General features: G+C 62.9%; 13 protein-coding genes. 10 read left to right on the top strand and 3 right to left on the bottom strand.

Going from position 1 to position 14,588, the window contains the following annotated elements:
- Window position 1: 1 nt before the first annotated feature.
- From BGI27_RS02180 to pcp, 7 genes are all read left to right on the top strand, one after another.
- On the top strand, window positions 2-1,063 hold the full coding sequence (locus BGI27_RS02180; protein ID WP_095523275.1) for a TonB-dependent siderophore receptor: 1,062 nt from the start codon (window positions 2-4) through the stop codon (window positions 1,061-1,063).
- On the top strand, window positions 945-2,405 hold the full coding sequence (locus BGI27_RS02175) for a TonB-dependent siderophore receptor (protein ID WP_095523274.1): 1,461 nt from the start codon (window positions 945-947) through the stop codon (window positions 2,403-2,405). Before BGI27_RS02180 ends, BGI27_RS02175 begins: the two co-directional genes overlap by 119 nt.
- A 65-nt stretch (window positions 2,406-2,470) precedes the next feature.
- Window positions 2,471-3,742: a thioredoxin gene (gene trxA / locus BGI27_RS02170; protein ID WP_095523273.1), complete on the top strand. Its 1,272-nt coding sequence runs from the start codon at window positions 2,471-2,473 to the stop codon at window positions 3,740-3,742.
- Window positions 3,743-3,841: 99 nt separating this feature from the next.
- Window positions 3,842-4,225 (top strand): hypothetical protein, encoded by a 384-nt coding sequence (locus BGI27_RS02165; protein WP_095523272.1) that lies wholly within the window; start codon window positions 3,842-3,844, stop codon window positions 4,223-4,225.
- A gap of 126 nt (window positions 4,226-4,351) precedes the next feature.
- On the top strand, window positions 4,352-4,831 hold the full coding sequence (locus tag BGI27_RS02160; protein WP_141239694.1) for a hypothetical protein: 480 nt from the start codon (window positions 4,352-4,354) through the stop codon (window positions 4,829-4,831).
- Window positions 4,828-6,090, top strand: a complete 1,263-nt coding sequence (locus tag BGI27_RS02155) for a thioredoxin family protein (RefSeq protein WP_170942894.1) — start codon at window positions 4,828-4,830, stop codon at window positions 6,088-6,090. The genes BGI27_RS02160 and BGI27_RS02155 overlap by 4 nt, the downstream gene beginning before the upstream one ends.
- The gene (gene pcp / locus BGI27_RS02150) at window positions 6,083-6,739 is read left to right on the top strand and encodes a pyroglutamyl-peptidase I (protein WP_170942895.1); all 657 of its coding nucleotides are present in this window, start codon (window positions 6,083-6,085) and stop codon (window positions 6,737-6,739) included. The genes BGI27_RS02155 and pcp overlap by 8 nt, the downstream gene beginning before the upstream one ends.
- Window positions 6,740-6,812: 73 nt before the next feature.
- On the opposite strand, the gene tldD is transcribed toward pcp, so the two are convergent.
- From tldD to BGI27_RS02135, 3 genes are all read right to left on the bottom strand, one after another.
- Window positions 6,813-8,264, bottom strand: coding sequence for a metalloprotease TldD (gene tldD / locus BGI27_RS02145; protein ID WP_095523269.1), 1,452 nt, complete (start codon window positions 8,262-8,264; stop codon window positions 6,813-6,815).
- 167 nt (window positions 8,265-8,431) lie between these two features.
- On the bottom strand, window positions 8,432-9,775 hold the full coding sequence (locus tag BGI27_RS02140; protein ID WP_095523268.1) for a TldD/PmbA family protein: 1,344 nt from the start codon (window positions 9,773-9,775) through the stop codon (window positions 8,432-8,434).
- A 44-nt stretch (window positions 9,776-9,819) separates the two neighbouring features.
- A complete protein-coding gene (locus BGI27_RS02135) occupies window positions 9,820-11,535 on the bottom strand; it encodes an ABC transporter ATP-binding protein/permease (protein WP_095523267.1) in 1,716 nt (571 codons plus the stop codon).
- A gap of 567 nt (window positions 11,536-12,102) precedes the next feature.
- Here BGI27_RS02135 and BGI27_RS02130 point away from each other — a divergent pair.
- The 3 genes from BGI27_RS02130 to BGI27_RS02120 all read left to right on the top strand — a co-directional run bounded on the left by BGI27_RS02130 (window position 12,103) and on the right by BGI27_RS02120 (window position 14,559).
- The gene (locus BGI27_RS02130; protein WP_095523266.1) at window positions 12,103-12,621 is read left to right on the top strand and encodes a sigma-70 family RNA polymerase sigma factor; all 519 of its coding nucleotides are present in this window, start codon (window positions 12,103-12,105) and stop codon (window positions 12,619-12,621) included.
- A 1-nt stretch (window position 12,622) separates the two neighbouring features.
- Window positions 12,623-13,546, top strand: a complete 924-nt coding sequence (locus BGI27_RS02125) for a DUF4880 domain-containing protein (RefSeq protein ID WP_170942897.1) — start codon at window positions 12,623-12,625, stop codon at window positions 13,544-13,546.
- Between the two features lie 155 nt (window positions 13,547-13,701).
- Window positions 13,702-14,559 carry an energy transducer TonB gene (locus BGI27_RS02120; protein WP_170942898.1) on the top strand — a complete coding sequence of 286 codons (858 nt, stop codon included), beginning with the start codon at window positions 13,702-13,704 and terminating at the stop codon, window positions 14,557-14,559.
- The last annotated feature ends 29 nt before the right edge of the window (window positions 14,560-14,588 follow it).

Here is a 14,588-nt window from a genome sequence, read left to right as displayed (position 1 = left end):
CTTGGATCCAAAAGCCCCCTTTGCCGCCAGACCCCATCCACTTGTCCTGGCGCTTTCCATTGCCTACGCCGGCGCATTCCTGGCGATGCCGGCCCAGGCGCAGCAATCCGCACAGGTTGTCGCGGCCGTCAGCTACAGCCTTGAAAGCGGTCCGCTGGCGCAGACACTGCTGGCAATCGGCCGTCTTTCCGGCAGGAGCGTAGCGTTTGACCCGGCGCTGGCCAACGGCCGCACCGCTACCGCAGTGAAGGGGAATTTCAGTGCCGAGGACGCTGTGCGCAAGGCGCTGGAAGGTTCCGGCCTGGTGCTGGCGGTGAATGCCGAAGGAGTCCTGAGCGTGGTGGCTCCGGCCTCCGCCCAGACTGCGGCCGCTGGCGGAGAAACCCAGCTGAAGGCCATCCGCGTGGTGGCAGAGCGGGATCAGGCGGAAACCAGCTACAAGGTGGATCGCTCCAGCACCTCCACCCGTAGCGATCTGGATCTGATGGATGTTCCGGCTGCGGTCAGCGTGGTAACGGCCAAGGTGCTGGAAGATCAGCAAGCGACTTCCGTCGAGGACGCTATCAAGGCTGTTGCCGGCGTGGTCTATACCAAGAGCCCGCAAGGCACTCCGAGTTACTCGATCCGTGGTTTCGGCCAGACCAGTACGCTCAGCAACGGTCTGAGCAATAGCGGTGCGCCCAGCACAAATATCGCAGGTGTGGAGCGTATTGAAGTCCTCAAGGGGCCGCAGGCGATCCTGGCTGGTGCCGGCTCCAGCGGCGGAGCGTCCAATCCCGGTGCGCTCGGTGGTGCCATCAATATTGTCAGCAAGAAGCCGCAGGCCGAAACGCTGCGCGAAGTGACGCTGCAGTACGGCAGCTACGGCGATAAGTTCGTCTCCGCTGACCTTTCCGACGCGCTGACCGACGACAAGCGTCTGACCTACCGCCTGGTTTCCTCCGTTGAAGCGCAGACCCAGCAACTGGGCCGGATACCGCGGCAACCAGACCGAATATGTCGCACCGCAACTGCGCTGGAAAGACGATGGTATCGATACGACGATCGGGTACTCCACGGATAACCGCCGGATTGCACCGCCTGCCTATACCTTTGCTTATCGCGGCAGCGTCCAGGAGAAGCCAGACCAGCTGCTGGGAGACAGGTCCGACGGGTTTGAAGTACAGGCACAGAATTTCTTCTACAACTTCGAGAAGAGTCTGGGCCGCGATGCAACTTTTCACAGCAAGATGCAGCACACGGAGCTCCAGCTTGCGCTGCGCATGAAGTCGCCATTGGGCCTTGCCGGTACCGATACGATCTACTACAGCAACACCCACTCCGAGAATAAAACCACCTCTACGGTAGGCGATCATTACGTCGAGTCGAAGCTGTCGACGGGGCCGATCACGCACAAGCTCACCACCGGTTTCAGCCACGACGATACCGAGTACGAGCAGAACGAATACGACAGCCCGTCGGCGCTGGTACAGCCGTATTCCCCCTATACGTTCTCCCGTTCGGAAGGCACGCATTATTCGCTTTTCGCCATGAACTCCAAACAGATGGGCGCCTATGCGGTTGATATGCTGACCTGGGGTGACGTAAACCTGCTGCTGGGCCTGCGCCGCAGTCGATACGAGACAGAAAGCAGCGTTTCTTATCTCACCTCGGGAAGCCGCAGAGATACTCCCAAGCAGGCTGTCTGGGAGACTACCCCCGGTATTGGCATCGTCTATAACCTGACGCCCAGTATCTCCACCTATGCGAACTACGCGGAAGGTTTCAGCCCGCAGCTGGGCTATCGCATGTGCGAAGGGTCAAAGGCCGAGCCGATGCGCACCAAGAACCGCGAAGCGGGCATGAAGTTCGATCTGCTCGACAGCAAGTTCTCGATCACCACGGCGGCATTCAGCCTCGAGCAGAGCAACACCATGGTTTACAGCGCCGCGGGGGCCTGCTACACGCAACAAGCGGCACAGAAGACCAAGGGGCTTGAGCTGGACATGGCTGGCGAGCTGTACAAGGGGTTGAACGTGCTGTTCAACACCACCTACAGCACGGTGGAAGACCTTTCGGGCTCCAAGCTCGAGTTCGCCGCGCGTCCGAAGTACAAGGCCAGCCTGTGGAGCACCTATGAATTCCAGTCAGCAGCACTGCGCGGTTGGGGCGTCGGCATGGGAATCACGGCGAACGACAAGAGCTGGTTGGGCGACAAGTACGCCACCAGCACGAGTGACCCCGTGAAGCTCTCCGGTTCGGCACGCACCGATGCCTCCATCTCCTATAGGCAGAAGGACTGGTCGGTCATCCTGGGCGTGAAGAACCTGTTCGACCGCGAACTCTACGATTTCGCTACCACCACCAGCTACGTGCCGCTCCAGCAAGGCCGGACGGCAACCCTGACCTACAAGGTCAAGCTGTAATCACCCACCACACAGGCAGCGGGGCCGCGCAGGCTTTGCTGCCTTCATCTTTTCTGGAAGGCAACATGGCTGGATTGATACTGGAAGTAAGCGAAGAAACGTTTGAAAACGATGTGCTGGCGTCCAAGCTGCCGGTACTGCTGGATCTCTGGGCACCCTGGTGCGGTCCCTGCAAGGCGGTAGCGCCGGTCTTGAATAACCTGGCACCTGAATATGAGGGCGCGCTGGTGATCGCCAAGCTCGACGTGGAGAAATATCCCGCGGTGCAGAAGAGGCTCGGCGTCCGCGGCATTCCCACGCTGATCCTGTTCCGCGAGGGCAAGGAAGTATCCCGGGTTGTGGGCGTGAAGCGGGCGGACGAGTTCCGGCGCTGGTTGGCTGAAGAAGGCATCACGGCACCGGAGGGCGCCAATGCCGTGCGGGTCGATCAGGGGGCTGGCGCAGGCGCCTTCCATGGTGACGCCGAATTGCGTGAATGGCTGCTGGCCCGCTTGTGCCGGCGTGCGGCGGCAGGTTGCGTGGATGCTGCGAATTCAAGCACCTGGTACGACGGCAAAGGCAGTATGACGACCGCCATGGTGAGTCATGCCTCAGCCGAGGTGTTCACCCAGGTTACGGGCATGCCCGCATCATTCGGCGCCGCGTTGGAGTTCTGTACCCCGGGCGCGGTGGATGAGCAGAGCGTATTGCGTCTGCTCGAGGATGTCCGTCCTGGTGCAGACCTGCGCCAGGTCGGGGCGCGACTCGCGCTGCACATGCTGGGTGACAGCATGGCTGACTGGCCCGCCTTGCTGGGAGCTGAGCTCGATACCGTGCGTACCACCTGGATTTCGCTCGGAAACCGCAAACTCGCGGGAGAAAGTGTCGGCAAGGCGGAATGGCAGGCACTGGCCTCGGCATTGGAGGCCGTCAGTGCCAAGCCTCGTGCGCCGGAGCGCGCCGCGCAGACGGAGATTCTCGTATCACTGAGGGCACTCACCCCTTTGCCCGCGTCGGACGATACCGGCGCCTGGGGCGGAGGTCTGACCTATGGCGGGCGATTTCTCAAGAAAGTGCTGGCCGGAATCTTGCTTGGCTGGACGACTGAATTCGGCATCGAGGCTTTCCGGGATGGCTGGTTCCAGGCTCTGGAAGCCAAACAACCCGGGGGCAAGTTCACGCAGGAATCCCTGGGGGATGCACGCAATGCCTGGATTGCCGAGCATGGCGACAAGCAGGCGGTGATGGACGCCTTCTATCGTGATTACCAGGCCAATCTGGCCCCGGTATACGAGAACGCGATTGCCGAACTAAAACGCCTGATCCAGGCTGCACCCGTGGTTGTCGCGCAGGCCTGATCCTTGTGCCACCCCTGGTGATTCGAGCCATGGGCGGCACACCTGTAGCCAGAGGTCGTTCTGAAGGAACGGCGTCGTCATCAAAGGAAGGGAAGTCTGATGGATACCGCGTTCGCCGCACCTGGCGCTACTGAAAATGCGTTTTCCGGGGCTTTCCACGGCGATGCCGAACTTCGCGATTGGCTGCTCGCACGTCTGTTCCGGCGAGCGGCCGAAGGTCGTCTCAAAGGGTTCCAGTTCGAATGGGAAAACGGTCAGGGGGGTCTGACGGCGGGGCTGGTCAGCAGCGCTTCACCGGAAGTCTTCACCTCGCTGACCGGAATGCCGCCATCGTTTGCCGCCGCGCTGGAAGCCTGTATCCCTGAAGCCGTCACCGAAGCGCTGGCGCGCTCATTGCTCGAAGGTGTCAGCGTCGGCGCCGATCTGCGCCAGATCGCCCCCCGCTTCGTGCTAGCGATGCTGGATGATAGTGTGACCGAATGACTGGAGATCTTCGGCTCCGAGTGCGATGGCATGCGCCGCCAGTGGCGCAGCCTGACCCTGCGCGCCCTGGCGGGGGCTACCGTCGGCCAGAACGAATGGCAGGCGCTTCGCGCTGAACTGGAAGCGATGCTGCGCGAGTTGCGGCATACCACCTCTCAAAGGCATGCCTGTGTGGAACTGGGGTTGTTTCTGCATGCCCTCACGCCCCTGCCGGATCCTTGGCAGACAGGCGAATGGATGGGAGGGCTTTGGCGTGGCGGTTCGTTTTTGATGAGTCTCCTGGCTCAATGCCGTCTGGGCTGGCGCGAAGAACTCGGCTACGAGGCGTTTCGTCATGAGTGGTTCGTGGCACGCGAAAAACAGCAGCCCGAAGGAACATTCACCGATGAAGCGCTCCACGAAGCGCATCAGGTCTGGGCGTCTGAACATCCGGACAAGCAAGCTGCATTGGCCGAGTTCACCAGGGATTTCGAGCAACATCGGGAGCCTGTTCGCGCCGAATTTGCCGATGTCTTGCGTAAGCTGGTGCTTGCCGCCCCCCGGATCCCGAATGAAAATGACGCCTTGCCAAAGTATGCAGAAAAGCTAGCAGAGGTTGCCGGATGAGCAATGCAGGCAGTGGAAGGCAGGCGGTGACGGAGGCATGTGCGGCCGCGCGTGGGCGTACGGTACTGGCCGTTTTCTGGGCGCCCTGGCATGTGCGTGCCAAGGAAATGCTGGAAGAAGCCCGTCGTCTGGCGGATTCCGATCCGACGGCCCCCCTGGTGGTGCCCATCGATGTGGACTGCGACATGGATTTCGCCATCGAGCAGGGCATGCGGGCGGTGCCGCTGTGCATCCTGCTGAGAAACGGCGTGGAAACCGACCGTTCAGGCTGCACTTCGGGATTGGCCCATTGGTTGTGGCGCCATGATCTCGCATTGGCTAGCCGCCCCGCAGATTTCGATGGCGGCAAGGTTCAGAGCCCGAGCGGCGCTTTTCGCGGCGATGCGAAGCTGCAGGCCCGGCTTCGCGCAGAACTCAAGGAAAAGGCCCGCGCCGGTGCCATTTACGGTGCGCGTGCGCCACGCTGGTGTCATGGCCGTGGCACGATCACGGGCGCCCTTGCCGGCAGCCTGATCCCCGCACAGGCGGAGGCCGTTTCAGGCTTGCCGTTCTCTTTTGTCTGCGTGCTGGAGTTCCTCTGCTGCGACTGGTCTCCGGCCTTGGTGGATGAGATCTTCGATGCCATCGAACCTGGCGCGGAACTGGGCGGTATTGCCCTCAGGCTGATGTATCAGGCGCTGTCCGATCCGCATGTGGATTGGGCCGGGCAACTGGATGACCCGGCACTCGATGCGTGGCGCGTGCGCTGGTTACGCCTAGCGGAAAGGCAATTGGCTGGAATCCCCGTTGAAATGCAGGAATGGAGCGAGATACTGGTCGGGTGCGGCAGCCTGCGTTCGGCGCAGCGTGACCCATGGCGCGCCGTGCAGGATTGCGTGATCGATCTGCTCGGCCTGCTGTCACCGCCGCCGGCCAGCGATGAAGATCTGTGGGTGAACATCTTCTCGATGCACGGACTTCAGCTGATGCATTCGATCCGTGCGTACGAGTCAGGCTGGACGCGTGAGGATTTCGCCTTCGAAGGCATCCGCGCGCGCTGGTTCATGGATCTGGAGCGCCGCCAGCCGGGCGGCCGCTTCACGCCGGAAGCGCTGGAAGAGGCCCGCCAGGAATGGGTTGAAAGTGCCAGCCATGGCGGGCAGGCGCGCTTCGATCGCCTGCTTGAGGAGGCTTCTGCGCAATTCCCGCTATTTGAGCGGCGTATCCGCGAACAGCTGCTGGCACTGTTGGCAGAAACCCGGTATCGCCGTAGTGCCTGATCATGGCGGCATCCTGCTGACCGGGTTCGAGCCGTTCGGTCAGGCCGTTGAAAATCCTTCCGCGCATATCGCGCAGGCATTCGATGGCACGCAAGTGGCAGGGCTTTCCGTACAGGGGCGCCTGTTGCCCTGTGTCTTCGGTGAGGCCCGCCGGCATCTGGCGGCCCACATCGCAGACTGTTCGCCGTCTATCATCCTCTGCCTTGGGCTCGCGGCGAAGCGACCAGTCATTTCGATCGAGCGGGTCGCTCTGAACTTCATCGATGCCCCGATACCGGACAACACAGGCAAGCAGCCGATGGAGGCGCCCGTCATTGCGGGCGGGCCGTCTGCCCTGTTTGCCCGATTGCCGCTGCGCAGCCTCCTGGCTCGGCTGCAGCAGGCCGGCCTGCCCGCGGAAATCTCGCTGAGCGCTGGCAGTTACGTCTGCAACGAACTTTTCTATGGCTTGCTGCATTCCCTGTCGCAGCAGCCCGCAGATATCCAGGCTGGCTTCATTCACGTGCCGCCCATGCCCGGGCAAATTCCGGAGAATCCGGGCTTGGCGCTGGAAGCGCAGATATTCGCCATCCGACTGGTTCTGGAGTGCCTCACCGGAAGCTGCGCACCGCCCGCAGGGCTGACAGGGGCGAGCGGGCGCTGCGACTGATACAGCCTAGTCTTCAAACGTACAACAGCGTCGGGTCGCCCTGTTCTGCGCTTGAATGCAAAACGGCATGAAATCAGGCGGTGCCACCCACCAGCAGCCGGTCGACTTTCAGGGTCGGCTGGCCGACACAGACCGGTACATTCTGGCCCGCCTTGCCACAGGTCGCGAAGCCTGGATCCAGCGCGAGATCGTTGCCGACCATCGAGATGCGCTGCATCACTTCCGGACCATGGCCGGTCAGGGTCGCGCCTTTCACCGGCGCGCCCAGGCGGCCATTCTCGATCCGGTAGGCCAGGGCGCTCTGGAAGGTGAAGCGGCCACTGACGATATCCACCTGCCCACTGCCGAGGTTGGCGAGATATAGCCCGGATTTCACCGAGGCGATGATTTCCTGTGGATCGGAAATGCCCGCACGCATATAGGTATTGGTCATGCGTGGCATCGGCAAATGGGCGTAGGACTGGCGCCGGCCGTTGCCGGTCGGCGCCACGCCGGAGAGCCGGGCGTTCATGCCATCCTGCATGAAGCCACGCAGGATGCCGTTCTCGATCAGCACGGTTTCCTGACTGGCTTCGCCTTCGTCATCGACCGTGAGGGAGCCGCAATGGCCGGGCAGGGTGCCGTTATCGACGATCGTCACCCCGGCTGCTGCAACCTGTTGCCCGATGCGTCCGCTGTAGATCGACGAGCCCTGGCGGGTGAAATCTCCCTCGAAGCCGTGGCCGACCGCTTCGTGCAGCAGCATGCCGGGCCAGCCCGGGCCGATCACTACCGCCATTTCGCCGGAAGGCGAAGGCTGAGCATCCAGCTTGATCAGGGCTTCATCCACCACTTGCCGGAGTGTGGCGTCGAGCGTTTCTTCAGTGACGGCGTCGAAAGTGAAGCGGCCGCCGATGCCGCTGCTGGCCGATTCCCGCTGATTGCCACGGGTAACGATCACGAAGACCGAAAGCCTGAGCATCGGGCGTACGTCCGCCACGAGCCTGCCGTCCTGGCGCATCACCAGAATGGTTTCGTGCGCACAGTTGAGCGAGGCGTTCACTTCGCTCACGCGGCTGTCGAGCGCGCGTGCCTGGCGATCGATGCGTTCGAGCAATGCGATCTTGGCCTGCGCGTCGCGTGATGCCAGCGGGTCCTGCGTGTCATAACGCGCCGGATGTCCAAGCGATGGGTGTGCTGCGATGGCGGCGCGACCCTCGCCGCCCTGGCGCGCGATGGCGCGCACCGAGGCAGCGGCTTCGAGCAGGCGTGCATGGGAGATCTGTTGCGAGAAGGCGAAGGCGGATTGATCCTGATCCAGGGCACGCAGGCCGAAGCCCTGATCGCGTGAAAAGCTGCTGGAGCGCACGATGCCGCCTTCAAGGCTCCAGCTTTCGTGGCGGCTGTTTTGCAGATAGAGATCGGCGGCGTCTACGGCGTGCGCCATCACGGCATCAAGCGTGCGCGAAAGATCCTGGACGTCCAGGCCATTCGGTGCGAGCAGGCCTGCCTGTGCAAGTTGTAGCGGGGTTAGGGCTGAATTCATGTTCGATAGGTCCTGGACTGGCTTTGAAGCCTGTTCATAGTCTTGCTGCGATGCCGCGATCGGGGCTCATGTGCTGCTCGGAATCCTCGTGTATCCCCATACACGCCGCTTCCTGTGTTGAGCTTCGCCTCGCTGACAGCCTTTCGCTACAGACTTTGAGCAGGCTTTTAGCGGCTGGCCACATGCATGCGGGAAAGGAGGATGGAGCCGGTGCTGAAGGCTCCGCTGACAAAGGTGTCGGCGCCGATGGCGGCGATCGACTGCCACATCTCAAGCAGGTTGCCGGCGATGGTCACGCCATCCACGGCGTGACGGATCTCTCCGCGCTCGACCCAGAAACCACGTGCGGCGCGCGAGTAGTCGCCATTGATCAGGCGTGCGCCTTCGCCGGAAAGATTCGTCACCATCAGGCCGGTGCCGAGCTTTCTCAACATCGCGGCCAGATCGTCATCGGGCCGAGTGAGGCGGCTGGCGATCTGCACATTGGTGTTGCCGCCGGCATTGCCAGTGACCGGCAGGCCCAGTCTGCGTGCAGAGTACTGGCCGAGCAGCGCGCCGCGCAGCACACCGGATTCGACCAGCACGCGCCGGCTGGCGCTGATGCCCTCCGTATCGAAGGGCTGGCTGGCCAGGGCGCCGGGGATGAACGGATCCTCAATGACATCGATATGCTCGGGGAAGATCGGCTGGCCGAAGCGTTCGCCAAGGAAGCTGGTCTTCATGTACAGCGGCCGACCACTGATGGCCTGGCACAGGTGCTGGAGCAGGGAGATGGCGCTGCGCGCGTCGAACAGCACGGGGAATTCGCCGCTCGCGATGGGGCGCTGGTCCAGCAGGGAGATTGCGCGTCCCGCAGCCTGGGCGCCGATCTGTTTCGCAGCGGGAAGCTCACCTTGCCGCCGCCCGCCTTCGTGCCAGAACTCACGGCAGCGGATGTCGTCACGCGCTGCCAGCACGCTGGCGGTGAAGCCATGGTAGGACTGGGCGTAGCCGGCGCTGAAGCCGCGGCTGTTGGCGAGCCGCACCTGGGATTGTCCGGCCGAGGCCCAGGCGCCGTCACTCGCGGCTTCGGGCCAGTCCGCGATACCTTCTTCGATCTGCCGTGCCAGCGTGACCAGCGTTTCGCTATCCGGCTCCCAGGGATGGTAGAGATCCAGGTCGAGTGGGGTCTTGCAGAGCGCGTCGGTGTCCGGCAGCCCGGCAAAAGGATCTTCCTGCGTGTGCTGCGCAATCGCGCAGGCTGCCCTGGCCATTTCTTCCAGACTGTCCGGCGTGAAGTCGGTCGAGTGGGTGTGGCCCTGACGCTGCCCGATATACACCGCCAGCGACAGGCCACAGCTCACCTCCCGGCTCAGTGCCCGGATGCGGCCCTGGCGCAGATGGGCAGTCTGCCCCTTGTTCTCTGAAACGCTGGCCACGGCATCCGTGGCGCCATGCCGCCGGGCTGCATCGAGCAAGGCTGCGGTGATGGCATCGAGCCCGGCCTGATCGTGGGGAAAGAGATTGTTCATGCAATGAAGGTCCTTGCTGCTACGGAAGGGTGTTGAGAAGGCATTCAGGCGGAGGCGCCTTGCGGTGCGGGGGGCGTTCCGATATCGAGCACGCGATCGTGCAGACGCAGGAGGGAGTCCCGGTGCGCCACGCTGACCACGCAACTCTTCGGCAACTGCCGCATCACCTCGCCATACACGTGCGCCTCGATATCGTTGTCCAGCGCGCTGCTGGCTTCATCAAGGAAGACGTAATCCGGCCGGTGCAGCAGCACGCGGGCCAGGGCCAGGCGCTGCTGTTCGCCGCCGGAAAGCACCTGTTGCCAGCGTTCTTCATCATTGAGCCGTGCGCTCAGTGCTTCTAGACGGCAGGTGGTGAGGGCCTGGCGGATGTCCTCGTCACTGAAGTGGCCTATGGCCTCGGGATAACTGACCGCCGCACGCAGGCTGCCGGAAGGGATGTAGCTGCGCTGTGGTACGAACATCATGCCTCGCGCCGGTGTGTGTACCCGGCCGTTGCCATAAGGCCATAGACCCGCCAGCGCCCGCAGCAGGGTGCTCTTACCGGTGCCGGATGGGCCGCGCACCAGCCAGCGCTCACCGGTTGTGAAGGCAATCTGAGGAACGGTGGTCAGCGTCTGGTCTGTCGGCGTACGCAGCTCCAGTGCCCCATCCGTACGGATGCCCGAGGGGCTGTCGGTATCGTGTCGGATGCCCGCTTCGACATGCTCAGCTTTGCTGATCGCATCGGAGAGCTCACGCAGACGGCGCGTGACCGCCACGAGCTGGGCAAAACCGGTGTAGGCCTGCTGGAAGAAGTTCAGGGAGCCTGATACCGAAGAATAGGCCCGGGTGATGCGAACCATCTCGCCATAGGTGGTATGGCCTGCCAGAAAGGCGGGCAGAGCAAGCAGCGTGGGGATGGGCTCCGTCAGGTGGCCATAGACCGCCCGTGCGATACCCAGGCGCAGTTCGCACCAGATCATCTTGATGTTGTTGAGCCGTACGCTTTCGAAGCGCGACTGCAGGCGGGTGCTTTCGCTTTCTCCGCCCTGGTTGAATGCGACCTGCTCTGCGTTTTCGCGCAACTGGACAGCCAGATGGCGGAAGTTGGCCTCCACCGTTTCGTTGTGGTGGTTCAGCTGCATCAACGGTCGCCCTGTCAGGTGGGTGACCAGCAGCGCCATGCCCTGATGCAGGAAGCATGCAAGAAGCATGTATGCCGGAATCGTCAGCGCGATACCCCAGGGAGACAGGTCCAGATCGCCGGAGAGTCGATAGAGCACGATACTGAACGACACCACCGTTGCTGTGACCTGGACAATATTCAGGGACATCTGCAACAGACTGCCGGTGAAGTTCTTCACGTCCTCGGCGATGCGTTGATCCGCATTGCTCAACAGGCCGTCGCGTTCGATGGCGTAGTAGGCGCCTGCCGTTGTCCAGCGATCGAGAAACTGCCGCGTCATCCAGACCCGCCAGCGAAGCTTGAGGCGGCTATCCAGCATTACGCGCACATAGGTAAGGCAGCTGTCGGCGATTGCGACAGCCACCGAGACGATGAACAGTGACTTGATCGCCCCCCACTGCCTGCCGACGAGGGCGTCCGTGAACTGGCCGAGCAACTCGTTGGCCCAGATGCTCAGATATACGCCATAGAACGTGATCGCGAGGATGAGCAGAAGCATGGGGATTGCCACCCGGGCTTCGCGCGAGAGCCAGAAAGGCAGGAACAGCGCTCTCAAAGGGGTTCGGTACTGTTTTCTGGCTGAAGGATTCATTGCTGTCGGCTCAGGGGAATGGAGGCGCGAGGCGTTGCACCGCGTCTTGGTACCTGTTCATGGTCTTGCTGCGATGTCGTGACTGAGGTCCGTGCGCTGCTCGGCCGCCTGCGGCTGGCCTTGTACAGCCCGCCGGTCAGGCGTGCAGCGTGCTGTGCGAAACCGCTGCCTGCGGCCTCGTGTAGCCACATACACTCCTGTTCCTGTGTTGCCCTTCGTGCCGCTGACGGCCTTTCGCTACAGACTTCGAACAGGTTCTTACCACTCCATGTGCAGCCAGTCCTGAAAAGTGACAGTCGCCAGGTAATTTCACATATCGAAAGAAGAGAAAAGTCGTTGGCGTGCCTGTGTCGGAGGTCGAATACTGACCGGCCTTGATCGATGTCATGAAGTGGTGCGTCGTGCTGTTTTTTTCACCAAATTGGCTCAACAGGCGCGAAAGTTTGCGTTCCGTAACCTTTTGCCAGAAGCAATTTTCTCGGAGTGACGGCGCTTTGCCGGAGAGCGGCATGTTGTTTGCTAGTTCGCAACAGAAACTGCCCTTTCGTGCCAGTCTGGTAGCCCGTCATGAGTAGCAACCCCCGCCCCGAACATAAGCGCCATGAGGCGCTGAGCCTGATCTTCCGCAGCGATTACCGCTGGCTGGCCGAGCGCCTGCGTTTCAGGCTCGGTTGCGGTTTCCAGGCCGAGGATGTGGCGTCCGAAGCGTTTGCGCAGCTGGCCGCGCTACCGGATCTCGATCATGTGCGCGAGCCACGTGCCATGCTCACCACCATTGCCCAGCGTGTGATGTACGAAACCTGGCGGCGGCGGGATCTCGAACGTGCCTATCTGAACGTGCTGGCACAGATGCCCGAGGCCGTCCATCCATCGCCCGAGGATCGAGCGCAGCTGGTGGAGTCGCTGTTGGCAATCGACCAGGCACTGGATGGCCTGTCCGCCAAGGCGCGTAGCGCTTTCCTCTACAGCCAGCTCGACGGCCTGACCTATGCCGAGATCGGTGAGCAGCTCGGAGTGTCGGCCAGCATGGTTCGGCAGTACATGGCCAAGGCGCTGGCCTGCTGCTACGCGGCGGCCGAGGCTTGAGATGAGCGCGCTGGCCGATCCGATCGCGAACCAGGCCGTCGAATGGATGGTCTTGTTGCGTTCGGGCGCAGCCACCATCCAGGACAGAGAGGCCTTCGAGGGATGGCGTGACGCCGATCCCCGGCATGAAGCGGCCTGCCGGCGCATCGAGGGTGTGTTGGGCGGGCTGGCGCAGTGCCAGGGCGAGCCCGTGGCGATGCACAAGGCCTTGCTGTCCCGGCGCCGTGCGGTGAAAGGATTGTTGGGGCTTGCTGCGGCAGGTGTGGTGTCGTCCGGCCTAGTACGGTATCAGCCTGAACTGAGCGGGATGATGGCCGACCACCGTACCCCCGTCGGCAGGCGGCAGCGGATCACGCTGGCCGATGGCGGCACGCTGCTGCTCAATGCGCGGACTTCGCTGAACCTGAGTGCTCAAGCGGTCGATCTGATCGAGGGAGAAGTCCTGTTGCGTACACCCGCAACAGGCGAATCCTGGCAGATCCGCACGGCAAACGGGATCGTCCATGCCGAAAGGCCGGCAGCGCTGGCGGTACGCCACAAGCGTGGTGTGAGCCGTCTGGCGGTGCTGGATGGAGAGATCCTGCTGCAGTCGGGGCGTGGCCTGAGTCGTATGCTGGAGGCCGGGCAGCTGGCCTCGTTCGGAGACGCCGGCATCTATCTGCTTCAGGGCGTGTCCGTGCTTGCCGAGACCGCCTGGGAAGAGGGTTTGTTGCAGGTGGACGATCGCCCGCTGGTGGAGGTTGTGGAGGCGCTGGCGGATTATCGTGCAGGTGTGCTGAGAGTGGCTAGCTCCGCGGCATCCATGCGGGTGAGCGGTCTCTTCCCGCTGGATGAGCCGGACCGCGCCCTGCGTGCCATCGCCAGCGTGCTGCCGGTGCGCATCCGCAGCGTCACGCCGTGGTGGGTCAGCATCGAAGCTGTCTGAGCCGTCTTTCCGCATTCCTGGCTGTCACTTTTCCCTTTTCATTGCACAGACATTGCAAAAGCAGTGGAAAAGGAATGTGTCATGCCGCGTTTGATCCAGAACCGACGCTTCAAGCCTGTCTCCCGGCGGTTGGCCGTATCCGTGGGAGTTCTCTGATGGCAGTCCTGGAAGCATTTGGCCGCGCACCGTCCGCATCGTCGGCGCCTTTGATTCCCGGTGGTGCGGGATGGCGTATGGCCGGGGGGCCGGAAGAGTCCGTACTGCACAGGGATTGGCTGACGGGAAGCGGTGTGTTTGCGCTCGTTGTGCTGGCACATGTCTGCGTGTTGGCGCTCGCGCTGACCCAGCTGATCGGTATCGATCCACCGTCGGCAAAGGGAGAGAACGGCTCCCTGAGAGTCCGGCTGGTAGCAGCCAGAAGCGAGGCTGTTGCGGCGCTCGCGCAGCCGGAGCCCAGGCCGCAGCCACCGGAACCGAAACCTCAGCCTCCCAGACCCGAGCCCAGACCGGTGGCTCCACCGGTGATCGAGCGCAAGGTCGTTGTGAGCGAGGCGCCAGCCACACGCGTGGTAGCCCAGGCGCCTGAAGTGCCTGCTCCCGTGCCTGAAACACCTCCGCCGGCAGCGTCGGTGGCACCGGCACCCCAGGTTTCCATTCCGCCCGTCACCGCGACCCCTGCGGCTGCGGGGAGCACCAGCGGTCATCCCGACATGCTGGACCCCGACAAGCAGGCGCCGCAGGAGGTCAGCCAGATCGATTGCGCCGTGCCACGGCCGGACTATCCGCGCAGCGCGCGCCGCCAGGGCCTGGCCGGGCAGGTCACGGTCCGCCTGGTGATGGATTCGCAGGGGCGGGTCACCAGTGCAGACGTGATCCGCAGCAGTGGCCACGCAATGCTCGATGAAGCCGCGCGCAATGCTGCTCTGGGCGCCGCATGCAGACCGTATCGCGTGGCCGGGCGTGCCATCCGCGTGAGCGCTCTGCAGCCCTTCGATTTCATTCCTTCCAACTGAGCCAGTTGAGCCATTCCTCCTCCTTCTTC

Origin of the sequence: Candidatus Dactylopiibacterium carminicum (assembly GCF_014736495.1) — a bacterium.
Classification (GTDB): domain Bacteria; phylum Pseudomonadota; class Gammaproteobacteria; order Burkholderiales; family Rhodocyclaceae; genus Uliginosibacterium; species Uliginosibacterium carminicum.
The sequence above is the reverse complement of the archived record's forward strand: the minus strand, read 5'-3'. Positions and strand labels throughout refer to the sequence as shown.